Consider the following 23,636-nt stretch of genomic DNA (forward strand, 5'->3'; position numbering starts at 1 on the left):
CCAATCGATACAACAGAGTTTACACCGCCGAGAACCCATGTCAACCGCGTCAACTACAGGGGCCGCATCTGCACCGCCACGCCGGACAGCACGGCGTTGCCCGACAGCGGGTCGCGCAGCGTTTCGTCGAGCAGGGCGTTGAGGTTGGCGCCGGGCCGCTCGGCCGCCACGCCCAGCTTCGCGCCGGGCAGGTCGTGGCCCCAGCCGTGCGGCAGGCTGACCACGCCGGGCATCATCTCCTCGCTCAGCTCGACCTGCGCCTCGATGCGCCGCGCGCCGTTGCGGATCTCGGCGCGCGCGCCGTCGGCCAGGCCGAGGCGCTGCGCGTCGGCCGGGTGCAGCAGCGCGGTGCAGCGGAAGGCGCCCTTGGCCAGCACCGGCAGGTTGTGCATCCAGCTGTTGTTCGAGCGCAGCTGGCGGCGCCCGATGATGACCAGCGGCGCCAGCGGCGCCGGCGCGGCCAGGTCGGCGGCGACGCGGGCCAGGTCGGCCAGCAGCGCGGCCGGCGCCAGCTCGATCTTGCCCGACGGCGTGCGCAGCAGCTCGGGGATGCGCGGCGCCAGCGCGCCCAGGTCGATGCCGGACGGCGCCGCCTTGATTTTGGCCAGCGTCAGCCCGCCCGGCTTGGCGCCGAACTGGTCGCCGTACGGTCCGCTGCGCAGCGCCAGGTCGAGCACCCGCTCGACGCCGGACAGCGGCGCCAGCGCGGCCAGCACCTGCGGCGCGGCGGCGCCGGCCGCCTTGGCCACCTCCTGCTCCAGCGCGGCCTGGTCGAGCGCGGCGATGTCGGCGTGGCGGCCGTGGCCCTGGACGATGGCGGCCAGGCGCAGCATGCTGTCCCACTCGTCCGGCTGGCCGGCCGGCCGCGCCAGCACGGGCGCGCTGTAGCGGGCGTGGTTGCGGTAGGAGAACTGGGTGAAGCTGACGTCGTAGTGGCGGTCCTCCAGCGGCGACACGCCGGGCAGGATGACGTCGGCGTGGCGCGAGGTCTCGTTGAGGTAGATGTCCAGGCTGAGCATGAAGTCGAGGCCGTCGAGCGCGGCGGCCAGGCGGGCGCCGTTGGGCGCCGACAGCACCGGGTTGGCGGCGATGGCGATCAGCGCCTTGATCTGGCCGGGGCCGGGCGTGTCGATCTCCTCGGACAGGCAGGTCAGCGGCAGCTCGCCGGCCACCTCGGGCGCGGCCGAGACGCGGCTGTGGTGGCGGCCGCTGACCACGCCGCGTCCCGTGCCCGGCTTGCCACGGGTGTTGGCGGCGAAGGCGGCGGCGCGCGGGAACATGGCGCCGCCTTCGCTGTCGAGGTGGCCGCTGAGGATGTTGACGACGTCGATCAGCCAGGAGCACAGCGTGCCGTACTGCTGGGTGCAGGTGCCGATGCGGCCGTACACGGCGGCCCGTTCGGTGCCGGCCAGGCTGCGCGCCAGCTCGCGCATGGTGGCGGCGGCGATGCCGCAGCGCGCCGCCATTTTTTCCGGCGCGTAGGGCAGCAGGGCGGCGCGCAGCTGGTCCAGGCCGGCCAGGTGCCCGGCCAGCCGGCCGGGCCGCGCCAGGCCCTCGTCGCACAGGGTGTGGGCCAGGCCGAGCAGGAAGAACACGTCGGCGCCGGGGCGGATGAAGTGGTGGGCGTCGGCCGCCTGCGCCGTCTCGCTGCGGCGCGGGTCGACCACGACGATCTTGCCGCCGCGCGCGCGCAGCGCCTTGGCCTTGCCGCGGTAGTCCGGCACGGTCCACAGGCTGCCGTTCGACACCATCGGATTGGCGCCGAGGATCAGCAGGAAGTCGCAGCGCTCGATGTCGGGCACCGGCACCGACAGCCAGCTGCCGAACATCAGGCCGACCGAGAGCATCTTCGGCACCTGGTCGACGCTGGAGGCCGAGTACATATTGCGCGTGCCGAGGGCGCGCGCCAGGCGCGGGAAGGCCAGCGCCAGGCCCATCTTGTGCGACACCGGGTTGCCCAGCACGGTGGCGACGGCGTCGGCGCCGTCGCGCGCGATGATGGGCAGCAGGCGCCGTTCGATCTCGGCGTAGGCCTCGTCCCAGCTGGCCTCGACGAACACGCCGTCGCGCTTGATCAGCGGGGTGCGCAGGCGGTCGGCGTCCTCGTGCAGCTCCTTCAGCGCCACCGCCTTGGGGCAGAGGAAGCCGGCGCTGAAGACGTCGGCCTCGTCGCCGCGCACGCGCAGCGCACGGGTGCCGTCGTGTTCGACCAGCAGGCCGCAGGCGGCCTCGCAGAAGGGGCAGATGCGGTGCGCGCTGCGGCTGTCGGCGGCGGTGTGCTGGGTCATGGCCTGGCCTTGTCGAAAAGTGAACGGTCGTGCGATTGTCGGGATTCGCCGGCCCGCTGTCAATCGACATTTTCCATGCTGTTGTGCGGTCGCAGCGGGCGGCGGCGGTGTATGCTGTGGGCGGAAAGTTATCGTCGTGCCAACCCATAGGAGAACACCATGCGCACCATTTCGCAAGCGGTATTGCCGGCGGCCCTGGCCGTCACCCTGGCCCTCGGTTTGGCCGGGCTGGCCGGCTGCCAGAAGAAGGAGGACACCATCGGCGCCGGCCCGGCCGAGCAGGCCGGCCGCAAGCTCGACGAGGCCACCGACAAGGCCGGCCACGAGCTGACCGAGGCGGCCAAGCAGGCCAACCAGCAGATCCAGGACGCCGCCAAGGAGACCAGCGACAAGATCAACAAGGCCACCGGCGCCGCCGGCGAGGAGCTCAACAAGGCCACCGAGGCGGCCGGCAAGAAGCTCGAGCAGGCCGGCGAGAAGCTGCAGACCAAGGCGCAGGAGGCGCGCGAGAAGGACGCCGCCGGCAAGGCCGACAAGTAGCCGGCGGCGAAGCCCACGGGGCAGGGCCAGGGTCAGACCCTAGGGTCTGACCCTAAGTTGCGCCGTTGCGGCTTGGCGGCGTCCTCGAAGCGTGCGGGCGCGGGCCGGCTCAGCCGGCGCCGCTGCGCAGCGCCGCCGGCGCCCCGGCCGGCGACACCTTGTCGGCCGGCGCCGGCTGCTCGGCCGCCGGTTCGCCCGGCGCGCCGTCGGCGCTGGCGCCGAGCACCACGGTCAAGTCGACGAAGCCGGCGCGCCAGGCGCGCTCGAGGTCCTGCTCGATGGCCTCCATCGAGGTCTGCGCGAAGTTGTGGAAGCCGCGCACGCCATAGGCGCGGTTGCGGCCGTGCGCCTTGGCCAGGTACAGCGCCATGTCGACCAGGTTGACGGCGCGCTCCCACGGCAGCGCGGCGCCGTCCTCGCCCGGCACCAGCGGGAAGGGGGAGAAGCCGAGCGAGACCTTGACCGAGATGCTGCGCCCCTGGTAGAGCACGGCCTGGCTCGAAATGCTGCTCAGGATGCGCCGCGCCACCTCGTCGATGCCGTGCCGCGGGATGGCCGGCAGGAAGGCGAGGAACTCCTCGCCGCCCCAGCGCACGATCATGTCGGTCTCGCGCAGGGCGATGCGCAGGTGCTCGGCGATCATGCGCAGCACGGCGTCGCCGGCGGCGTGGCCGTAGGTGTCGTTGACGTGCTTGAAGTGGTCGACGTCGAGCAGGAACAGGGCGCCGACGATGTCGTCGCCGTGCGCCTTGCGCAGCTCCGGCTGGTGCGCCGCCGGCAGGTGCTGGCTGCGCATGAAGTCCTGGAAGTGGCGCCGGTTGTACAGCGAGGTGAGCGGGTCGAGCGCGCTCTGCGCCTTCAGCTCCAGGTTCTTCACCTCGAGCTGGGCGTTGGCGTGGCGCACCTTGCGGTACAACAGGCCGACGATCACGGCGGCCAGCGCGAACACCAGCGCCAGCAGCCACCAGACGCGCTGCTGCAGGCGCCGGTTGTCCAGCTCGGCGCCCTTGACCTGGTTCTCGCGCCGCAGCAGCTCGATCTGGCGCTGCTTCTTCTCGGTCTCGTACTTCTCCTGCAGCTCGAGCACGGCCTGTTGGCGCTGGCGCTCGAACAGCTGGTTGGAGATGGCGCGCTCGCGGTGGTAGGCGGCGACGGCGCCGCGCAGGTCGCCGGCGCGCTCCAAGGCCATGCCGTACTCGATCAGCACGGCCTGCAGGTCGGGCTGGCTGTTGGCCCGCTCGTAGAAGGCCAGGCCGGCCTCGAAGCTGCGCTTGCCGTCGGCCAGGCGGCCCATGCCGAGGTAGGCCTGGCCGATGTTGACCAGGGCGGTGGCCTCGGTGGCCGAGTCGTTGCTGCGGCGCGAGACCTGCAGCGACTCGTTGGCGTACTGCAGGGTGCGCGCGTAGTCCTGCTCCTTCAGGTAGCTGTCCGACAGGTTGACCAGGGTCACCGCGATCATGCGCTGCGCCCCCAGCCGGCGCTCCAGCTCCAGGCCGTCCTGCAGCGCGCGCAGGGCGCGGCGGGTCTGCCGCGACTCGATCGCCAGGCCGTACTCGGTGCTCTTGGCCATGGCCAGGCGGCCGGGCGACTGCAGCTTGCCGGCCACCGCGACGAGCTCGTCGAGCGCGGCGAAGCCCTGCCCGTATTCCTTCATCTGGGTGTACAGGCGGGCCTGCGAGTTGAGCGCGGCGGCCAGCGGCACCAGGTCGTCGAGCCGGCGCGCCAGCTCGACGGCGCCCTGCATCTTGCCCAGCGCCGGCGGGAAGTTGCCCTGCTCGGCGTAGGCCTGGCCGGCCGACAGCGCGGCCTGCACGCGCAGCGCCAGGTCGCTGGTGGTCTGCGCCAGGCGGTCCGCCTCGAAGGCGAACTGGTGGGCGCCCTTGACGTCGGTCATGGCGAACAGCACATAGGCCTTGGCCAGCAGCCTTGGCGACGATGGCGTCGCTGCGCTGCTGGCGGCCGAAGGCGATCAGCTCGTCGGCCAGCGGCAGCGCCGCCTCGTTCTGGCCCAGGCGCATGCGCGCCAGGCTGAGTTGGTTGATCAGCTCGGCGCGGGTGGCGGCCGACTCGTTCTGCGCCTCGCCCTGCAGCTTGAGCAGCTGGGCCAGCGCCTTGTCGGGCACGAAGCGGCTCTGTTCGCGGATCTCGGCCAGCTGGCTGTCCACCGCCGTCTGCGCGCCGGCCAGCGCCGGCAGCAGCACGCATGCCGCCGCCAGCCGGCGCAGTCCTAGTGATACCGAAGAATCCCGTATGCCTGCCAATGCGCCGCCCCTTGTCCCGCACTGCACAATTTTTGCGCAAAGTGTCTAGACAATTATATTCTTGTTGCAGGCGAGAAATCCCGCCGCCGCGGGTTTTTTTTCCACAAAAAAAGCGCAATCGAATGTGCGTTTTTAACAAGCAAGGGGCCGCGCGGCCGGCGCCGCCGGCTGTCACGCCGCCAGTTGCTGCAGCAGGTAGAGCCGCTGGTACAGGCCGCCGGCTATGCGCATCAGTTGCTCGTGGCCGCCCGACTCGGCGATGCGGCCGTGGTTGAGCACGACGATGCGGTCGGCCGCGCGGATGGTCGACAGGCGGTGGGCGATGGCGATGATGGTGACGCGGCCGCGCAGCTCGTCGAGCGCGCCCTGGACGATCTGCTCGGTGGCGCTGTCGATGTGCGAGGTGGCCTCGTCGAGCAGCAGGATGCGCGGGCTGCCGGCCAGCGCGCGGGCGATGGCGATCAGCTGCTTCTGGCCCACCGACAGGCGCGAGCCGCCCTCGCCGAGCGGCGTGTCGTAGCCCTGCTCGAGGGCGGCGATGAAGTCGTGGGCGTGGGCGGCGCGCGCCGCCGTCTCCACCTCGGCCTGCGACAGGCCACGGCCCATGTCGATGTTCTCGCGCGCCGAGGCGGCCAGCAGGAAGGGTCCTGCGGCACCAGGCCGACGTCGGCGCGGAAGCGCTCGTTGGGAATCTCGGCCAGCGCCGCGCCGTGCAGCGTGATGGCGCCGGCCGCCACCGGGTAGAAGCGCAGCAGCAGCGACAGCAGGGTCGACTTGCCGCTGCCGGTGTGGCCGACGATGCCGACGAAGTCGCCCTGGGCGATCTCCAGCGACAGGTCGTGCAGCACCGGATGGCCCGGCTTGTAGGCGAAGTCGAGGTGGCGGATGGCCACCGCCGGCAGGCCGGCGTCGGCGCCGGCGCGGCCGGCGGCGGGCGCGGCCAGCTCGGCGCGGCCGGCCAGGTGCTCGGCGGCGCCCGGCTCGGCCAGCAGGGCGGCGACGCGGGCGCTGGCCACCACCGACTGCTGCAGCTGGCTGAACTGCATGGTGATCTGGATCAGCGGCTCGATCACCCGGGCGATGTAGCTGATGAAGGCGTACAGCACGCCGACCTCGGTGGCGGTCATGTCGCGCTGGCCGAAGACGAAGATGACGGCCGCCAGCAGCACGATGTTGAGCATGTCGAGCGCCGGCCGCAGCAGCCAGGCGTTGGCGCGCAGCTCGGCCATGCGGGCGTCGTAGTGCTGTCCGTTGGTGGCGCCGAAGCGGGCGCCGAAGCGCGCCTCGGCGTTGCAGGCCTGCAGCACGCTCATGCCGCCGATCGACTCGGCCATCTGGCCGTTGATGTCGCTGCGCAGGGCGCGCGCGCGCGTCACCGCCGGCGCGCTCAGGCGTTGGTACAGCCAGACGATGGCCAGCACCGCCGGCAGCAGCGCCAGCACGATGACCATCAGGTGCCAGTCCAGCCAGGCCATGGCGCAGACCGTGCCGATGAGGACGATGGAGCTGTCGAGCATGACGAACAGCACCTGCACGTACAGCGTCTTGACGGCCTCGGTGTCGTTGGTCACGCGCGACACCAGCTGGCCGGTGATGGCGCGGTCGAAGAAGGCCATCGGCAGGCGCAGCACGTGGTTGTAGACCTGTTCGCGCAGGCGCTGCACCGAGCGCATGGCCAGGCCGGACAGGCGCACCAGTTGCAGGTAGCGCAGGCCGCTGGCGATCCAGCCGCTGAGCAGCAGGCCGCCCAGCAGCAGCGCCATGCGCGGCCAGTCGAGGTGGCGCGGCAGCAGGTGCTGGTCGATCAGCGCCTTGCCCATGATCGGGCCGGTGACCTCCAGCGCGGCCGCCAGCAGCAGCCACAGCAGGGCCCAGTACAGCTGGCGCAGGTCGGGCCGGGCGGCGCGGCGCAGCAGGGCGAAGGCCTGCCAGGTCTGCCGGCGGGCCGAGGTGTCGTCGGGGTTAGTCAGCATTCAGGCTGGCCTCCAGTTGTTGGTAGCGCCACTGGCTGGCGTACCAGCCGTCCTGCGCCAGCAGCGCCTCGTGGCTGCCGCTCTCGCTGACGCGGCCCTCGCGCAGCACCACGATCAGGTCGGCGCCGACCACCGCGCTGAGGCGGTGGCTGGCGATGATGGCGCTGCGCCCGGGGCGGGCGACGCGCAGTTGTTCCAGGTGGCGCAGGATCTGCGTCTCGGTGCCGGTGTCGACCGCCGACAGGGCGTCGTCGAGCAGCAGCAGGTCGTTGTCGGCCAGCAGGGCGCGGGCGATCGCCACGCGCTGGCGCTGGCCGCCGGAGAGGGTGATGCCGCGCTCGCCGACGGCGGTCTGGTAGCCCTGCGGGAACAGCAGGATGTCGTCGTGGATCGCCGCCAGGTCGGCGGCGCGCTCGATCTCGGCCTGGCTGGCGCCGGGCCGCGCCAGGGCGATGTTGTCGGCGATGCTGGCCGAGAACAGGAAGGACTCCTGCGGCACCCAGCTGATCGCCGCGCGCAGGGTGGCCAGGCGGTAGTCGGCCAGCGCGGCGCCGCTCCACAGCAGCTGGCCGGACTGCGGCGTCAACTGGCGCAGCAGCAGGCGCAGCAGGGTCGACTTGCCGCTGCCGGTGGGGCCGACCAGGCCCAGCGTCTGGCCCGGCCGCAGCGTCAGCGTGATCTCGCCGAGCGCCGCCACGCCCTGGCCGGGGTAGCGGTAGCCGACGCCGCGCAGCTCGATGGCGCCGGGCGCCAGCTGTTCCAGCGTGCCGTCGTCCTCGATGGCCAGCGGCATCTCGAGCATCGGCTGCACGCGCGCCCAGGCGGCGCGGCCGCGCTCGATCAGCGACAGCACCCAGCCGGCGGCGAACATCGGCCAGATCAACTGGCCCAGGTACATGGTGAAGCTGGTCAGCGCGCCGATGGTCAGCTGGTCCTGCCAGACCAGGTAGCCGCCCAGGCCCAGGGTCAGCGCGCTGGCGGTGGCCAGGGTCAGGCCGACGGCCGGCTCGTAGGCGGCCTCCCACACCTGCGCGCTCAGGCTGGCCTTGGCGGCGTGGCCGGCCAGCTCGGCGAACTGGGCGCCGCTGCGCTGCTCCAGGCCCAGCGCGCGCAGGGTGCGCACGCCGGCCAGGGTTTCCTGCACGTGGTCGTTGAGGGCGCTGAAGCGCTGCAGCGAGTCGGTCGAGGCGGTGTGGATGTGGCTGGAGATGCGCCAGAAGGCCAGGCCCATCAGCGGGAAGGGCAGCAGGGCGATCAGCGCCAGGCGCCAGTCGACGCCGAGCAGCATGATGCCGAGCACCATCAGCAGGGTCAGCGTGCCGTCGAAGCCAGCCAGCATCGCCTCGCCGGCGGCCATTTCGATGGCGTCGATGTCGTTGGTGGCCAGCGCCATCAGGTCGCCGGTGCGCTGGCGCTGGTAGAAGCCGGGGCCTGGCGCGCCAGCCGCTGGTACAGGCGGGTGCGCAGCGACACGCCGAGCTGGTAGGCGGCGGCGAACAGGGTTTGGCGCCAACCGACGCGCAGCAGGTAGATGGCGACGCCGATCAGCAGCAGCGTGCCCAGTTCGAGCAGCAGCTCGCCGCCGCCCAGGCGGTGCGCGGCCAGGCCGTCGATCATGGCGCCGACCTTGCGCGGCACCCAGACGCTGAGCGCGGCAACGCCGGCCAGCATGGCGCCGGCCAGCAGGTAGGCTCGGCTGTGCTGGCGCACGAAGCCGATAACCAGCCGGGAAAGACTCATGGAATATCCTTGCAAACGATGCCTGCCGGCGCGGTCGCGGCGGGCGTGAAGCTCGCTAGGATACAACAAGCGAACACATCGCGTAAAAACGCGCGGAAACGCAAAACGGGCCGAGGCCCGTTGGTTTTTTTGCTATTGGCGGCGCCGCTCGGCCCTCGGCCGAGCCGCTGGTGCGCGGCGGGAAGCCTACTTCTTGGTCGAGGCAGGCTTGGCGGCGCTCTTGGCCGGCGCGGCCGGTTTGGCGTCGGCCACCGCCGGGGCGGCCGGCTTCGGCGCGGCGGCGACCACCGGCTTGGCGACAACTTCCGGTTGCACTTCCTCGTACTCGTCCTCGTCTTCCTCTTCGTCCAAGTTGTCTTCCAGCTTGGGCTCGGCAATGGCCTTGGCCTCGACCTTGGCTTCAACTTTTGCCACCGGCTTGGCTTCGAGCACCGGCGCGGCCTTCACCTCGGCCACGGTCTTGACCTCGGCCTTGGCCTCGGTCTTGGCCTCGGCCTTGGCGGCCGGCACGACGACGGTTTCGCTCAAGGCGGCGAGCAACAACACCGGCTTGGCGTCCTTGATCTGTTCGCGCGCGCTTTGCAGCAGGATCGCCTGGGCGTCCGAGGCGATGGTGAACAACTGGCGGCCGTAGGCCAGCAGGTGGTCCAGGCTAGGCGTCTGGCTGGCGCTCAGGCGGAAGAACTCCTGGCCATCCTTGGCGCTCAGCAGTTGTTGCGCGGCGCTGGACGACTTTTCCACCGTCGCCTTGGTGGTGCTCAGATTCAGGGCGATGACCTTCTCGGCGCTTTCGACGGCCTTGCTGGCGAAGTTGTTGATGAGGTTGAGCTGTGCTTCCAACTGCGATTTCGTGGCTGCGGAAAACTGTTCGGTGATCGAAAACATGGTTTCTCCTGGGACGATTAAAATGCTGGCTGGCGCCGCATCCAGCGCCCTGCGCCGAGGTCGGTCGCGGCGCCCAAATGCGGGCGAAGTAAGTTTATGATGCGCTGCAATAAACCCATTCTAGCGGCGATTCGCCGCCTTGGAAAGTTATTTTTTGAGCCACGCCGAACAGTCAATTCCAGCTTGCAAGCCATGCCCCGCAATGGCACGGGCCGTCGCGGCGGCGGATCGGACGGCGCAAACGTTGCCGCGGCGCGACGCGGTCCGGCGGCGGAATCGGCGCTGAATTAATGCGATGCAACATAAATCCCAACAATATTAATCTGACGAAGCCATCCACCATGTCCATCAAACTCAACAAAGAAGTCGAACAGCGCCTGCTCGGCTCGATCCAACGCTATTGCGCCGCCAACCTGGACGAGGAGGTGGGCGAACTGAAGGCCAAGTTGCTGCTCGATTATTGTTTGCGCGAAATCGGCCCTTCTGTCTACAATCAAGCCATTCTCGATGCGCAAGCCGCGATGCAGGACAAGATCGCCGAAATCGAACACGTTTGCTACGAAACCGAATTCGCCTACTGGAAAAAGTAGGCGGGCGATCACTGGGGAGTCCGGCATGGATGTAGTCATTCGCAACGCCAACCTGGCGGACGGCCGCCGTGGCGTCGACATCGCCATCGCCGCCGGCCGCATCGCCGCCGTCGGCGCCGCGCTGCCGGTGCGCGGCGGGCGCGAGATCGACGCCGCCGGCGACCTGGTCACGGCGCCGTTCGTCGACGCCCACTTCCACATGGACGCCACGCTGAGCTACGGCCTGCCGCGCGTCAACCAGTCCGGCACCCTGCTCGAGGGCATCGCGCTGTGGGGCGAGCTCAAGCCGCAATTGACCCAGGACGCGCTGATCGCCCGCGCCCTGCAGTACTGCGACTGGGCGGTGGCGCGCGGCCTGCTGGCGATCCGCTCCCACGTCGACATCTGCGACGACCGCCTGCTGGCCGTCGAGGCGCTGCTCGAGGTCAAGCGCCGCGTCGCCCCCTATCTCGATCTGCAACTGGTCGCCTTCCCGCAGGACGGCCTGCTGCGCAGCCCGAGCGCGCTGGCCAATTTGAAGCGCGCCATCGGCATGGGGGTCGAGGTGGTCGGCGGCATCCCGCACTTCGAGCGCACCATGGCCGACGGCGCCGAGTCGGTGCGCATCCTGTGCGAGTTCGCCGCCGAGCGCGGCCTGCGCGTCGACATGCACTGCGACGAATCGGACGACCCCATGTCGCGCCACATCGAAACGCTGGCCTACCATAGCAACCGGCTGGGCCTGCACGGCCGCGTCACCGGCTCGCACCTGACCTCGATGCATTCGATGGACAACTACTACGTCAGCAAGCTGCTGCCGCTGATCCGCGAGGCCGGCGTGGCGGCGGTGGCCAATCCGCTCATCAACATCACCCTGCAGGGCCGCCACGACACGTATCCGAAGCGGCGCGGCATGACCCGCGTGCCCGAGCTGCTGGCCGCCGGCGTCGACGTCGCCTTCGGCCACGACTGCGTGATGGACCCCTGGTACAGCCTGGGCTCGGGCGACATGCTGGAGGTGGCGCAGATGGGCCTGCACGTGGCGCAGATGACCGGCCAGCAGGCCATGCTCGACTGCTTCGCGGCGGTGACCACGACGCCGGCCCGCATCCTCGGCCTGGACGGCTACGGCGTGGCCGTCGGCTGCCACGCCGACCTGGTGCTGCTCGACGCCGCCGACCCGGTCGAGGCGATCCGCCTGCGCGCCGCGCGCCGCCTGGTGCTGCGCCGTGGCGAGGTGGTCAGCGCGGCGCCGCGCGCGGCCGCCACGCTGAGTCTGCCGGGCCGCCCGGCGCAGGTCGACTTCCGCTTGCGCCGCGCCGACTGATCCGCCTTTTTTCTGCTTATTTCCCCGCTTATTCATGCACATACTCGACACCGAACGACTGACCCTGCGCACCATCGAGGTGGACGACGCCGCCTTCTACCTGGAGCTGGTCAACGACCCCAGCTGGCTGCGCTACATCGGCGACCGCAACATCCGCACGCTGGAGCAGTCGCGCGCCTACATCGAACAAGTGCCCTGCGCCATGCAGCGCGAGCTGGGCCACTCGATGTACGTGATCGAGCTGAAGGAGGGCGGCGCGGCGATCGGCATGTGCGGCCTGATCAAGCGCGACACCCTGCCCGACGTCGACATCGGCTACGCCATCCGGCCGGCCTGGTGGGGCCGTGGCTTCGCCTACGAGGCGGCCGCCGCCGTGCTGGCCTACGGCCGCGACCGGGTCGGCCTGAAGCGCCTGCTCGGCATCGTCAATCCGGACAATATCGTCTCGAACCGGCTGCTGCAAAAGCTCGGCCTGGCGCTGGTCGAAACGACCATCTTGGGTGCGGAGCAACGGCCGACCAACCTTTACCGGCTGGAGTTCGCCGCCGCGCCGGCCTGAATGTGAATGTGAATGTTGCAGAGGTGGGAATTGGATAGATTTCTTCGTGGAAATTGCTGACTTTTTCCACGTGCAAGCGCATGATGTTTTTCAAGTCGTTGTTTTTCATCGCTTTGTCCTGTCGCGCCGCCGGCGCCCAAAAGACGCATGCACAAAGCCCGGTTCGACCGCCGCCCCAGCACGCGCGGCGGAACAGTTCTGATCGCATTTTTCTCGGATGAATGCTGGAACAAGGGGGATGTCATGCAACTCGCCAATCTCAAAATCGGCGTACGCCTGGGGCTGTTGGGCGGCTTCTTTTTCGCCGCGCTGATGGTGGTCGCCGCCGGCGGCTGGAGCGCGCTGAGCAGCAGCAACGCCCGCAGCGCCGCCGCCATGGCCCGCGCCGACCTGCTCGGCGAGGCCGTCGACACGGCGCGCGGCGCCCAGGTCGAATTCAAGATCGAGGTGCAGGAGTGGAAGAACACCCTGTTGCGCGGCAACGACCCGGCCAACTTCGACAAGTACTCGAAGGCCTTCGTCAAGACCGGCGAGAGCACCCGGGCCGAGCTGCAGAAGCTGGCCGCCATCCTGGCCAAGCTGCAACTGGCCACGCCGCTGGTGGACCAGGCGCTGCAGACCCAGAGCACGCTGATGAGCAAGTACCTCGAGGCGCTCAAGCAGTACGACAGCGCCAACCCGGCTAGTGCCCATGTCGTCGACAACCTGGTCAAGGGCATGGACCGCGAGCCGACCAAGAAGATCGACGACATCGTCGCCTTCATCAACAAGGAGTCGCGCCGCGTCACGCTGGAGATGGGCGCGGCCAACGCCGCCGAGCACAGCAAGGCGACCATGACCATGGCCGCCACCGTGCTGTTGACCCTGGTGGTCGGCGCGCTGACCGTGGTCTGGCTGATCCGCAGCATCACCGTGCCGCTGGGCGCGGCGGTGGGCATGGCGCAGACGGTGGCCGCCGGCGACCTGCGCAGCGAGGTCAAGGCCGGCGGCCTCGACGAGATCGGCGACCTGCTGCGCGCCTTGCAGCTCATGCGGGGCAACCTGGCCGGCATCGTCGGCCGGGTGCGGCTGGGCACCGACACCATCGCCACCGCCACCAGCGAGATCGCCACCGGCAACCTGGACCTGTCCTCGCGCACCGAGCAGCAGGCCAGCTCGCTGGAGGAGACGGCCGCCTCGATGATCGAGCTGACCACCACCGTCAAGCAGAACAACGAGAACGCCGAGCAGGCCTGCAAGCTGGCCGACACCGCCTCCAGCGTGGCGCAGCGCGGCGGCGCGGCGGTCGACCAGATGGTGCTGACCATGGGCGCGATCAACGAGTCCTCGCGCAAGATCGTCGACATCATCAGCGTCATCGACGGCATCGCCTTCCAAACCAATATTCTGGCGCTCAACGCGGCGGTCGAGGCGGCGCGCGCCGGCGAGCAGGGCAGGGGCTTCGCCGTGGTCGCCTCCGAGGTGCGCAACCTGGCGCAACGCTCGGCCGCCGCCGCCAAGGAGATCAAGGAGCTGATCGGCGACTCGGTGCTGCGGGTCGAGGCCGGCAGCCGGCTGGTCGGCCAGGCCGGCCAGACGATGGACGAGGTGGTCAGCAGCGTGCAGCGGGTCACCGCCATCATCGGCGAGATCTCCATCGCCAGCGGCGAGCAGCGCGACGGCATCGAGCAGATCAGCATCGCCATCAGCCAGATGGACAGCGTGACCCAGCAGAACGCCGCGCTGGTCGAACAGGCCGCCGCCGCCGCCGACGCGCTGCAGCAACAGGCCGCCAGCCTGGCCGAGGCGGTCAGCGTCTTCAAGCTGCACGAGCACGAGCACGAGCACGGCGGCGGCGCGCCGGCGCGCCTGCCGGCGGCGGGCCGTCCACAGCGGGCGCTGGCGCGGGGCTGAGCGCAGCGGGACGGCGTGCCGTGCCGTGACGCGATGTGACCGAACACGGCCGCCGGCGCTGGCGGCGGCCGGCGTCCTCTGCCGTGGACACCCGCAGCTTAGACCGCTTTTATCCACCGGAGTTCAGCTCCGGCGTGTCCGATTCGAACTCCGACGCGGCATTTTTGACTCCCCGCAAACTGCTGAGTGAACGCTGCCGTGCGGCCCGCACGATCGGCTACCATGCTTGCTCCTGCCCCGGGTCCCTCGATCCCCGCCGGCGCCGGCGCCGCGCGGCCAGTCAGGACGGAAGGGGAAGCATGCGTCTCGCCGCCATTCTCAACATCGCCGTCGCCGTCGCCGCGCTGATCCTCGTCGCCGCGGCCCGCCGCCCGGTTCTGCACTGCTTGCTGAGGTGGCGCGCGCGCGGCCGCCGGATGGACGGCCCGCTGCCGATCGAGGACAAGCAGGCGCGGCGCGGAGCGTTCGACCGGCGCGGCGAACTCGACCAGTCGGACGTCCCCGACCGGCGCGCCATCCCTCCCTTGCCGCCACAGCGCCAGGCCGCGCCCTTGCGCCGCGCCGCGCTGCGCGCCCTGGCACAACAGGAGTTCGCGCTGTGCTACCAGCCCATGCTGGACCTGCGCTTGGGACGCGTGGTTGGCGCCAGGGCGCTGTTGCGCTGGCGGCATCCCGAGCTGGGGCTGCTGGCGCCGGCCGAGTTCATCGACGAGTTCGAGCAAAGCGGATTGACGCTGCCGGTCGGCGCCTGGGCGCTGGCAACGGCCGCCGCCCAAGCCGCGCGCTGGATCGAGCAGGGTTGCTCGCTGACGGTGTCGCTGCCCTTGTCGGCGCGCCAGTTCTTCCAGCCGGACCTGGCCGTCGACTTCGCCGCCCTGCTGCGCCAAGCGGGGCTGCCGGCCTGCCACATCGAGTTGGCGCTCGATCTCGCCATGTTGATCGACAAGCGGCAGGACTGCGAGGCGATCCTGGGCCGCCTGCGCCAGTGCGGCATGGGGCTGGCGATCCGCGACGCCAGCTGCCGGGGGGCTTTCAACTACCTGCGCCGCTTCGCCGTCGACGCGTTGTGGCTCGACGCCGCGCAGGCGCAGATGGCGGCGGCCGAGACCGAGGCGGCCGAGGCCGGGGCCCAGGCGCCGCTGCGCGCCGCCATCGAGTTGGCGCACGCGCTCGGCCGGCGTGTCGTCGCCGGCCCGGTGGCGACGCCGGCGCAGCTGGCCCGGCTCGCCGCGCTCGGTTGCGACCAGGCCTATGGCGACGCGGTCGGCGCCGCCGTCTCGGCCGAGGCGCTGGTCGCGGCAATCCGCGCCGGCGCTCCGGCCTGGCAGCTCAAGGCTGCAACTCCAGCACCAGCACCGAGCGCGGCGGCAGACGCAGTTCACCGGCCAGCGGATAACGCTTGCCGCTGACGACGTCGACGCCGGCGGCCACGCCGTCCAGCATCTCGGCGAAGCGCGCCGTCGGCAGCGCCGTCTCGCTGCGGTTCTTGTTGATGGCCACCATCACCTTCTTGCTGTCGTCGTAGCGGAAGTAGACATAGGTGTTGTGCTCGGGGCCGAAGTGCATGGTCTTGCCGTGGTGGATCACCGGCTGCTGCCTGCGCCAGTTCAGCAGCTTGCGCAGGTAGGCCTGCGCCGACAGCTGCGCCGCGCTCAGGCCGGCGCCGCCGAAGGCGTCGACCTTGTCGCCGGCCCAGCCGCCGGGGAAGTCGCGCCGGTAGGAGGCGTCGTCGCGGCCCTTGACGGTGCTGCTCATCTGGATCTCCGTGCCGGCGTAGATCTGCGGGATGCGCGGCGCCGTCAACACGTAGGCCAGCGCCATGCGGTACAGCTGCTGGTCCTCGTGCAACACGCTGAACAGGCGGGCCATGTCGTGGTTGCCCTCGAACAGCACCAGCTTGCCGGCGTCGCCGTACAGGTGGTCCTGCGACAGCGTCTCGTACAGCTCGGTCAGGCCGACCTCGTCGCCTTCCTTGGCGGCCAGCGCGCGGCGCAGGCTGTCGGCCAGCGGAAAGTCCATCATGCTCGGCATGTGCGAGACGTAGCCGTCGGCGTTGCGGGTGCCGGCCTGCCAGTGCGCCACCACCGCCGCGTGCGGACTCCACTCCTCGCCCACCAGGTTCAGCTTGGGATACTCCCGCATCAGCCGGCGCGACCATTCGCCCAGGAAGGCCGTGTCCGAATAGCTGTAGGTGTCGACCCGCAGGCCGGCCAGGCCGGCGTACTCGATCCACCAGATGGCGTTCTGGATCAGGTAGTTGGCGACGTAGGGATTGCGCTGGTTCAGGTCCGGCATGCCCTCGACGAACCAGCCGGCGGTGAAGTTGCGCTTGTCCTCGGCCGCCGCGTACGGGGCCTGCACGGCGACGCGGTGGTGTTGGGTCGGCACGAAGCGGCCCTGGTAGTTGGTCCAGTCCGGCGTCGGCAGGTCGGCCATCCACCAGTGCGCGCTGCCGATGTGGTTCAACACCACGTCCTGGATCACGCCGATGCCGCGCGCGCGCGCCTGCGCCACCAGCCGCAGGTAGTCGTCGTTGCTGCCGTAGCGCGGGTCGACGCGGTAATGGTTGGTGGTGGCGTAGCCGTGGTAGGAGCCCTGCGGCATGTTGGACTCCAGCAGCGGCGTCGGCCACAGCATGGTGTAGCCCTGCGCGGCGATGTAGTCGAGGTGCTTGATGATGCCGGCGATGTCGCCGCCGTGGCGGCCGGAGCCGCCCTTGCGGTCGGCCCGCTCGCGCATGTCCGGCATGTTGTCGTTGGCCGGATCGCCGTTGGCGAAGCGGTCCGGCATCAGCTGGTAGATCACGTCGGCGGCGGAAAAGCCGGGCCGCTGCGCCGAGCCCTCGGCGCGCGCCCGCAAGCGGTAGTCGTAGGCCAGCACGCGGGCGCCGCGTTGGAAGCGCAGCGTGGCCGTGCCGGGCGCGACGTCCGCCGCCAACTCCAGCGTGATGAATAAATAGTTCTGGTTGGCCACCCGCGCCACGTCGACGATGCGCGCGCCGGGGTAGCTCAGGCTGGGCTCCAGCTCGGCGATCTGGCGGCCGTGGACCATCAACTGCACCCGCTTGTGCGCCATGCCGGTCCACCAGAAGGGCGGCTCGACCTGCTCGATGCGGTAGTCCTGGGCGCCGGCCAGCGCGTGACAGGCCGCCAGCAGGGCGGCGGCGAGGAATCTTCTCATGGGGTCTCCGTGGTGAATTCTTTTGGTAGCCGTACTACAAAATTGATGGCGGCATCGCTTGTGGTGTGAATGCCTCATTTTCCCTGCATGCCGGGAAGATTACTATGAAAACAGTGGCTTATCAAAAACATGCTTGATTTCATTATGATAGGAATCTAGTGAAATTACATAAATGTGTGGCGCGCGCAGGCAAAATTGGCCTGAATCGCCGGTATTTCCCGCCTTGGCCGGCGTGATGGCTTGCCGTCGCCATTAATTGTGTTGTGTTCCAGCTAATGCTTTACGTGTTTATGTAGTTCTACTACAACTCGCGTATCGGACTTCTGTAGCTTGAATACAACGAGATTGGGCCGGGCGCTGGGGGAGCGCCTCCCAGCCACGATAGCAAATCCGTAGGTAAACTGAACTTTCATTGACACCCAATCTAGTTTTAGTACAAAATTCTTGCATAACGTCATGTAGAGCGTTGCATTTCCTTGGATCCCGTGTAGTTGAAGCGAGCTGCGCAAGCAGAGCGGCCGATGGTGGCGGGAATTATTTTGGTGTCGTTGTGAGGGGACATTTCATGAGTATTTTCGCAAACAAGCGCAATAGCGCAGCTTTCCAACTGAGTCCGGTCGCCGCAGGCTGTGCCGTATTCGTCGCCGCCCTGGCCAATCCGGTCTACGCGCAAACCGCGCCGGCGGCCGAGGCCGCGCCCATGGCCCGCGTTACCGTGTCGGGCATCCGCCGCGGCATCGAGGACGCCATCTCGGTCAAAAAAGACGCCAGCTCCATCGTCGAGGCGATTTCCGCCGAGGACATCGGCAAACTGCCGGACATCAGCATCGCCGAATCGATTTCCCGCCTGCCCGGTCTGGCCGCCCAGCGCGTCGCCGGCCGCGCCCAGGTGATCAGCGTGCGCGGCCTGTCGCCCGACTTCTCGACCACCTTGCTGAACGGCCGCGAGCAGGTCAGCACCGGCGACAACCGCAGCGTCGAGTTCGACCAGTACCCGTCCGAACTGATGAGCGGCGTCACCGTCTACAAAACCCCGGACGCCGGCCTGGTCGGCCAGGGCCTGTCCGGCACCATCGACATGCAGACCGTGCGTCCGCTGTCCTTCCCCGGCCGCACCATGTCGGTCAACGTGCGCGGCGAGAAGAACTCGCTGGGCAGCATCGCCAACGCCAAGTCGACCGGCAACCGCTTCAGCGCCAGCTACATCGACCAGTTCGCCAACCGCACGATCGGTATCGCGCTCGGCTTCGCCCACATGGAAGCGCCCGTGCTGGAGCAGCAGACCGGCATGTACGAGCCGTGGAAGACCGACGCACGTTCCGGCCTTCCAAGCGGCAGCTACGCCGCCGACGGCATCAAGGCCGTGGCCAAGAGCGGCGTCACCAAGCGCGACGGCTTCATGGGCGTGCTGCAATATCGTCCGACCAAGCAGTGGACCAGCATCGTCGACGTCTACGCCTCCCAGTTCAAGAGCGAGGACACGGCCAACCAGCTGGAAATCAACCTGAACGGCTGGAACGGCGGCTTCAAGCCGGAGGTGAACTACGTCAACCCGGTCGTCGTCGACGGTTCGTTGAGCGGCGGCACGGTCACCAGCGTCTACCCGCTGGTGCGCGGCATGTACAACAAGCGCAAGGACGAGATCCGCGCCGCCGGTTGGAGCAACACCTTCAAGTTCGCCAACTGGTCGCTGTTCGCCGACCTCAACTACTCGCACGCCAAGCGTGACGAGCTGAGCCTGGAGAACAACACCCAGCTCAACCCGCTGGGCGGCTCGGCCTTCCTCGACTCGGTCAACCTGCGCTACGCCAGCGGCGGCTACCCGAGCATCAAGACCGGCCTGAACTACAGCGATCCGAACACCCTGTTGGTGCGCGACACCATCTACGGTTCCGGCTACGGCAAGGTGCCGAAGGTCGAGGACGAGCTGACCGGCTTCAAGCTGGTGGCCAGCCTGCCCGTGCCCGACATGTTCGAGAAGGTCTTCTCCGGCGTCGACATCGGCTTCAACTACACCGACCGCTCGAAGAAGAAGCGCCAGCCGGAAGGCCCGACCCTGATCGCCAACCCGACCACCATCTCCAGCGACCTGCAATACGCCCCGGTCGACCTGGGCTTCGCCGGCGTCGGCATGATCCCGGCGTGGAACGTGCCCGGCGTGGTCGCCAAGTACATGAGCTTCAAGCCGGTCGACGATCTGGACTACCTGATCACCAAGGCCTGGGACGTCAAGGAAAAGATCAGCACCAGCTTCGTCAAGGCCAACATCGAGGCCGAACTGGGCAGCGTCAGCGTGCGCGGCAACGTCGGCGTGCAGGTACAGCGCACCGATCAGTCGTCGCAGTCGCGCTACGTCGACAAGTCGGCCGTCGCCGGCAAGCAGTTCAAGGACGTCGACGATGGCAAGAGCTACACAGACGTGCTGCCTAGCATGAACCTGGCGTTCGGCTTCGACCACCAGCAGACCCTGCGCTTCGCCCTGGCCAAGCAACTGGCCCGTCCGCGCGTCGACCAGCTGCGTTCGGCCTTCGAGTTCGACATCGACAAGACCTCCTTCAAGCCGAGCGCGACCGGCGGCAACGCCAAGCTGGACCCGTGGCGCGCCAACGCCTTCGACGTCTCGTATGAAAAATACTTCGACAAGAAGGCCTACGTCGCCGTCGCCGGCTTCTACAAAAAGCTGACCAGCTACATCTTCACCCAGTCGAAGGACTACGACTTCTCGGCCTTCACCTCGGGCACCATCGCCAAGCAGGTGACCGGCAACTACACCGCGCCGTACAACGGCCAGGGCGGCACCTTGAAGGGTCTGGAGTTCTCCGGTTCGATGCCGCTGGAACTGCTGTCGAAATCGCTGAGTGGCTTCGGCGTGCAAGCCAGCGCCACTTTCAGCAGCAGCGACATCAAGATCAACGACCCGACCAGCAGCCTGGGCACCAACATCACGCTGCCGGGCCTGTCCAAGCGCGTCACCAACCTGACCGCCTACTACGAGAAGGACGGCTTCGAGACCCGCGTCAGCCAGCGCAAGCGTTCCGACTTCGTCGGCGAGATCGGCAACTTCTCCAACGACCGCGCGCTGCGCTACGTGGTCGGCGAGAACGTCATCGACTTCCAGGTCGGCTACACCTTCAACGAGGGCAGCATGAAGGACTTCGGCCTGCTGGTGCAGGTCAACAACCTGACCAACAGCGCCTACGAGACCTACACCGGCGTGCGCAGCCAGCAGCTGGAGTACCAGAAATACGGCCGCACCATCCTGATGGGCGCGAGCTACAAGTTCTAAGCCGTCCAGGTAGCGGAAACACAAAAGCCCCGGCGCTCGCGCGACGGGGCTTTTTCACATCCCACCTCGCTGCCGCAGGATATCAATGCACTTGGATCATTTGAACATGGATGGGGAGGTAAGTGCGATTGCGGCAAGTGGTTAGCGCCGGTCGGCAAGTGTGACAAAGCGCGCATTTCCCCATGGCACTAGATGCTATTCTGTCCTTCTATTTCTTTTAAATTAATCATTCATTTTTTGAAAGATTCCAATGATGCATGTATGTGGTGTTGCTGTTTTTGCGGTACTGCTTTCGGCTTGCGCCTCCGTACCGCACGACAAGGTTGCGTTGAGTGGCACGGTGGACAGCGTGCGCGAGGCCGGGGCGACGCGCGGGACGGCCCCGCTGGTGCCGCCGGGATACGGCGGCGCGGTGGGTGCTGCCATGGTCGGCTACATTGTCGCCTCGGGGAGCACGGGGCCGTTCCATATCTACAAGATCCGCATGCTGGACGGCCAGTTCCTCGAGGTGCCTGCCTTTGCCGAGGTGCAAGTCGGCAGTTGCGTCGACGTGCTGGTGGAAGCGGGCAAGGAGAATATTTACTCGTTTTGGAAGCCGAATGAAATCACCTTGAGGTCGTCCATGGCATGCCCAAAGTAAGAGGGAAGGGGGCTGCGACTGACTAGGCCGCGCGCTGCACGCGCATCTCGATGTGCAAGCCGGCCGCTGCTGCCATGTTCACCAAGGCGTCAAGGGCGAACAGATTGATTTTGCCGCGCATCAGGTCAGAAATGCGGGGCTGCGTAACGTTAAGCAACTTGGCCGCATCTAGCTGACTCATCCCAGTGCGCCGGATGTGGTCATTTAACGCCATCATCAACACTGAACGAAGCTTCATGTTCTCCGCTTCCGCAGGGCTATCTTCGATAGCGTCCCAAACGCTGGAAAATTCCTGGCTGCTCATTTCTCCAACTCCAGTGTCTTTTGGGGGGAGGGTGTTCACGGTTCGAGTATATAGAATTTTTACATCGACACAATCGGCGGTTTGATTGCGTATTGAGGAGTGCAAGATAGCTTGCGGTAAGGAGGGGAGTGGGGCGGCGCGCGGCCGCCCCGTTTGTTGCAGCTTACTTCTTGTCAGCGGCGGCGAACTGGCGGTTCTGCGCGTCGAGCCAGGTTTTCAGCGGGGCGAAGTAGTCGAGCAGCGCGCCGCCGTCGATCTTCTCCTCGCCCGAGATCGCCTTCAGCGCCTCCGGCCACGGCTTGCTCGAACCCATCGCCAGCATCGCCTGCAGCTTGGCGCCGGCCTTGGCGTTGCCGTACACCGAGCAGCGGTGCAGCGGGCCGGTGTAGCCGGCCTCGCGGCACAGCGCGCGGTGGAACTGGAACTGCAACATGTCGGCCAGGAAGTAGCGGGCGTACGGCACGTCGGCGGCGACGTGGTACTTGGCGCCGGCGTCGAAGCCGCCGGCAGACATCGCCGCCGGGCGCTGCATGCCCATCATCTGCTCGCGCAGCTTCCACCAGCTGGCGTCGTAGTCGGCCGGCTTGGTCTTGCCGGAGTAGACGTCCCAGCGCCACTTGTCGACCGAGTAGGCGAACGGCAGGATCGCCACCTTGCTCAGCGCGCGGCGCAGCAGCTGGCCCACTTCGGCGTCGGCGCCGCCATTGTCGGCCTGGCTGGCCTCCATCAGGCCGACCTTTTGCAGGTAGTCCGGCGTGATCGACAGGGCGACGGTGTCGCCGATGGCCTCGTGGAAGCCGTCGTTGGCGCCGGTGCGGAACAGCAGCGGCTGCTTGTTGTAGCCGAGGAAGTAGTAGATGTGGCCCAGCTCGTGGTGGATGGTGGTGAAGTTCTCGGCGGTCGGCGTGATGCACATCTTGATGCGCACGTCGTCCTTCTCGTCGATCGGCCAGGCCGAGGCGTGGCAGACCACGTCGCGGTCCTTCGGCTTGGTCAGCAGCGAGCGTTCCCAGAAGCTCTCCGGCAGCTTCTGCATGCCCAGCGAGGTGTAGAAGCGCTCGGCGTAGGCGGTCATGTCCTTGGCGCTGGTGCCGCGCGTCTCGAGCACCTTGCTCAGGTCGTAGTTGCTGGCGCCGCTGGCCGGCTTGAGGATGGGATACAGGTTGTCCCAGGTCTGGCTCCACATATTGCCGAACAGGTGGGCGGGGATCGGGCCGCTGGCCGGCACCACGTCGGGGCCGTAGGTCTGGCGCAGCTTGTGGCGGGTGTAGGTGTGCAGCGAGTCGTACAGCGGCTTGACCTGCTGCCACAGCCGTTCCATCTCGGCCTCGAAGGCCTCGGGCGGCATGTCGTACTGGGCGCGCCACATCAGGCCGGTGTCGGCGAAGCCCATCTGTTTGGCGCCCTTGTTGGACAGCGCGACGTACTCGGCGTAGCGGTCCTTGTAGGCGGGCGACTGGGCGTGCCAGCCGACCCACATCTCCTTCAGCTTGGCCGGGTCGCGGCTCTCGGCCAGCACTTTTTCCATCTCGCCCAGGGCCAGGCAGGTGCCGACCGTGCCGTCGGCGTTTTTCGGGCAGTACTTGCCCTTGCCGTAGGCGCCCGTCATGGCGGCCTGGATGGTGGTGTAGGCCTCGCGTTCCTTGGCGTCGGCGAACACCAGCGTCTGTTGCAGCAGCTTGAGCTTGCGCGCCGATTCGGGTTTCAGCTTCAGGCCGTTGTAGCGGCGCGCGGCGATCGCCACCTCGCCCGAGGCGGTCAGGAAGCGCTCGGCGAAGAAGGAGCTGATGGCCTCGGTGTCGTCGGTGATGAAGTTGGCGCCGACCCAGGCGCCACGGGCTTGTTCGTTGTTGAGTTTGTTGAGGCGCTGTTCGGCGTCGGCGAGGAATTGCTCGGCTTCGGCGACGCTGGGCTTGCCCTTGGCGGCGGCGTGGGCTTGGACTGGACTGATGGCAACGCTTATGGCGGATGCCGCCAGCAATGCACTAAGAATTTTTGATGACACTGTTGTCTCCTGAAGTGATCTGGCCACCGAATCGGTTGATTCGATGGCCAGTAATATACACCGTTGGAACATTAATATTGCTAAAAGACCTAGGTTGTTTGTCGGCGGGCGGGGCGTTGGAAAATCCCAGCGGCGTAAATCTAGGGTCAGACCCTAGGGTCTGACCCTGGCTCTTTGACTTTGGGG

15 protein-coding genes and 2 pseudogenes are annotated in these 23,636 nt (G+C 68.0%); 9 read left to right on the forward strand and 8 right to left on the reverse strand.

Annotated elements, in window-relative coordinates; all coding sequences use genetic code 11:
• Positions 1 to 53: 53 nt before the first annotated feature.
• The gene (locus QC826_RS04300; RefSeq protein ID WP_279764556.1) at positions 54 to 2,288 is read right to left on the reverse strand and encodes a molybdopterin-dependent oxidoreductase; all 2,235 of its coding nucleotides are present in this window, start codon (positions 2,286 to 2,288) and stop codon (positions 54 to 56) included.
• 159 nt (positions 2,289 to 2,447) lie between these two features.
• Here QC826_RS04300 and QC826_RS04305 point away from each other — a divergent pair, with 159 nt between their 5' ends.
• Positions 2,448 to 2,828, forward strand: a complete 381-nt coding sequence (locus QC826_RS04305; RefSeq protein WP_279764557.1) for an apolipophorin — start codon at positions 2,448 to 2,450, stop codon at positions 2,826 to 2,828.
• A 109-nt stretch (positions 2,829 to 2,937) separates the two neighbouring features.
• Here QC826_RS04305 and QC826_RS04310 read toward each other — a convergent pair whose 3' ends face one another.
• On the reverse strand, positions 2,938 to 4,734 hold the full coding sequence (locus QC826_RS04310; RefSeq protein WP_279764558.1) for a sensor domain-containing diguanylate cyclase: 1,797 nt from the start codon (positions 4,732 to 4,734) through the stop codon (positions 2,938 to 2,940).
• 7 nt (positions 4,735 to 4,741) lie between these two features.
• Here QC826_RS04310 and QC826_RS04315 point away from each other — a divergent pair, with 7 nt between their 5' ends.
• The gene (locus QC826_RS04315; RefSeq protein WP_279764559.1) at positions 4,742 to 5,059 is read left to right on the forward strand and encodes a hypothetical protein; all 318 of its coding nucleotides are present in this window, start codon (positions 4,742 to 4,744) and stop codon (positions 5,057 to 5,059) included.
• Positions 5,060 to 5,260: 201 nt separating this feature from the next.
• Here QC826_RS04315 and QC826_RS04320 read toward each other — a convergent pair.
• The 3 genes and pseudogenes from QC826_RS04320 to QC826_RS04330 all read right to left on the reverse strand — a co-directional run bounded on the left by QC826_RS04320 (position 5,261) and on the right by QC826_RS04330 (position 9,687).
• Positions 5,261 to 7,062 (reverse strand): annotated as a pseudogene (locus QC826_RS04320) (ABC transporter ATP-binding protein).
• Positions 7,052 to 8,802 (reverse strand): annotated as a pseudogene (locus tag QC826_RS04325) (ABC transporter transmembrane domain-containing protein). Before QC826_RS04325 ends, QC826_RS04320 begins: the two co-directional pseudogenes overlap by 11 nt.
• A 186-nt stretch (positions 8,803 to 8,988) precedes the next feature.
• On the reverse strand, positions 8,989 to 9,687 hold the full coding sequence (locus QC826_RS04330) for a phasin family protein (protein ID WP_279764560.1): 699 nt from the start codon (positions 9,685 to 9,687) through the stop codon (positions 8,989 to 8,991).
• A 341-nt stretch (positions 9,688 to 10,028) separates the two neighbouring features.
• Between QC826_RS04330 and QC826_RS04335 the strand changes: the two genes are divergently transcribed.
• From QC826_RS04335 to QC826_RS04355, 5 genes are all read left to right on the forward strand, one after another.
• Positions 10,029 to 10,277, forward strand: a complete 249-nt coding sequence (locus QC826_RS04335) for a DUF2164 domain-containing protein (RefSeq protein ID WP_093385022.1) — start codon at positions 10,029 to 10,031, stop codon at positions 10,275 to 10,277.
• Between the two features lie 25 nt (positions 10,278 to 10,302).
• Positions 10,303 to 11,583 carry an amidohydrolase family protein gene (locus tag QC826_RS04340; protein ID WP_279764561.1) on the forward strand — a complete coding sequence of 427 codons (1,281 nt, stop codon included), beginning with the start codon at positions 10,303 to 10,305 and terminating at the stop codon, positions 11,581 to 11,583.
• A gap of 34 nt (positions 11,584 to 11,617) precedes the next feature.
• Complete coding sequence (locus tag QC826_RS04345; protein WP_279764562.1) at positions 11,618 to 12,142, forward strand: GNAT family N-acetyltransferase; 525 nt, start codon at positions 11,618 to 11,620, stop codon at positions 12,140 to 12,142.
• Between the two features lie 243 nt (positions 12,143 to 12,385).
• Positions 12,386 to 14,035 (forward strand): methyl-accepting chemotaxis protein, encoded by a 1,650-nt coding sequence (locus tag QC826_RS04350; RefSeq protein ID WP_279764563.1) that lies wholly within the window; start codon positions 12,386 to 12,388, stop codon positions 14,033 to 14,035.
• A gap of 299 nt (positions 14,036 to 14,334) precedes the next feature.
• A complete protein-coding gene (locus QC826_RS04355; protein ID WP_279764564.1) occupies positions 14,335 to 15,444 on the forward strand; it encodes an EAL domain-containing protein in 1,110 nt (369 codons plus the stop codon).
• Here QC826_RS04355 and QC826_RS04360 read toward each other — a convergent pair.
• On the reverse strand, positions 15,365 to 17,215 hold the full coding sequence (locus tag QC826_RS04360) for a glycoside hydrolase family 13 protein (protein WP_279764565.1): 1,851 nt from the start codon (positions 17,213 to 17,215) through the stop codon (positions 15,365 to 15,367). The two genes, QC826_RS04355 and QC826_RS04360, sit on opposite strands and share 80 nt — an antisense overlap.
• Before the next feature lie 565 nt (positions 17,216 to 17,780).
• On the opposite strand from QC826_RS04360, the gene QC826_RS04365 reads away from it, so the two are divergent.
• Both QC826_RS04365 and QC826_RS04370 read left to right on the forward strand, forming a co-directional pair.
• Positions 17,781 to 20,501 (forward strand): TonB-dependent receptor, encoded by a 2,721-nt coding sequence (locus tag QC826_RS04365; protein ID WP_279764566.1) that lies wholly within the window; start codon positions 17,781 to 17,783, stop codon positions 20,499 to 20,501.
• A gap of 250 nt (positions 20,502 to 20,751) precedes the next feature.
• On the forward strand, positions 20,752 to 21,141 hold the full coding sequence (locus QC826_RS04370; protein ID WP_279764567.1) for a hypothetical protein: 390 nt from the start codon (positions 20,752 to 20,754) through the stop codon (positions 21,139 to 21,141).
• Between the two features lie 22 nt (positions 21,142 to 21,163).
• Here QC826_RS04370 and QC826_RS04375 read toward each other — a convergent pair whose 3' ends face one another.
• Both QC826_RS04375 and QC826_RS04380 read right to left on the reverse strand, forming a co-directional pair.
• Entirely contained in the window at positions 21,164 to 21,445 is a 282-nt protein-coding gene (locus QC826_RS04375) for a helix-turn-helix domain-containing protein (protein WP_279764568.1), read from the reverse strand.
• A gap of 163 nt (positions 21,446 to 21,608) precedes the next feature.
• The gene (locus QC826_RS04380) at positions 21,609 to 23,426 is read right to left on the reverse strand and encodes a M2 family metallopeptidase (RefSeq protein ID WP_279764569.1); all 1,818 of its coding nucleotides are present in this window, start codon (positions 23,424 to 23,426) and stop codon (positions 21,609 to 21,611) included.
• Between the last annotated feature and the right edge of the window lie 210 nt (positions 23,427 to 23,636).

Origin of the sequence: Rugamonas sp. DEMB1, assembly GCF_029834475.1 — a bacterium.
In the GTDB taxonomy this organism is placed as follows: domain Bacteria; phylum Pseudomonadota; class Gammaproteobacteria; order Burkholderiales; family Burkholderiaceae_D; genus Rugamonas; species Rugamonas rubra.

Coding starts and splice junctions, on each gene's coding strand:
- QC826_RS04355 (WP_279764564.1), top strand. CDS start 14,335: ATGCGTCTCGCCGCCATTCTCAACATCGCCGTCGCCGTCGCCGCGCTG.
- QC826_RS04375 (WP_279764568.1), bottom strand. CDS start 21,445: ATGAGCAGCCAGGAATTTTCCAGCGTTTGGGACGCTATCGAAGATAGC.
- QC826_RS04365 (WP_279764566.1), top strand. CDS start 17,781: ATGAGTATTTTCGCAAACAAGCGCAATAGCGCAGCTTTCCAACTGAGT.
- QC826_RS04350 (WP_279764563.1), top strand. CDS start 12,386: ATGCAACTCGCCAATCTCAAAATCGGCGTACGCCTGGGGCTGTTGGGC.
- QC826_RS04330 (WP_279764560.1), bottom strand. CDS start 9,687: ATGTTTTCGATCACCGAACAGTTTTCCGCAGCCACGAAATCGCAGTTG.
- QC826_RS04370 (WP_279764567.1), top strand. CDS start 20,752: ATGATGCATGTATGTGGTGTTGCTGTTTTTGCGGTACTGCTTTCGGCT.
- QC826_RS04345 (WP_279764562.1), top strand. CDS start 11,618: ATGCACATACTCGACACCGAACGACTGACCCTGCGCACCATCGAGGTG.
- QC826_RS04360 (WP_279764565.1), bottom strand. CDS start 17,215: ATGAGAAGATTCCTCGCCGCCGCCCTGCTGGCGGCCTGTCACGCGCTG.
- QC826_RS04305 (WP_279764557.1), top strand. CDS start 2,448: ATGCGCACCATTTCGCAAGCGGTATTGCCGGCGGCCCTGGCCGTCACC.
- QC826_RS04335 (WP_093385022.1), top strand. CDS start 10,029: ATGTCCATCAAACTCAACAAAGAAGTCGAACAGCGCCTGCTCGGCTCG.
- QC826_RS04340 (WP_279764561.1), top strand. CDS start 10,303: ATGGATGTAGTCATTCGCAACGCCAACCTGGCGGACGGCCGCCGTGGC.
- QC826_RS04300 (WP_279764556.1), bottom strand. CDS start 2,288: ATGACCCAGCACACCGCCGCCGACAGCCGCAGCGCGCACCGCATCTGC.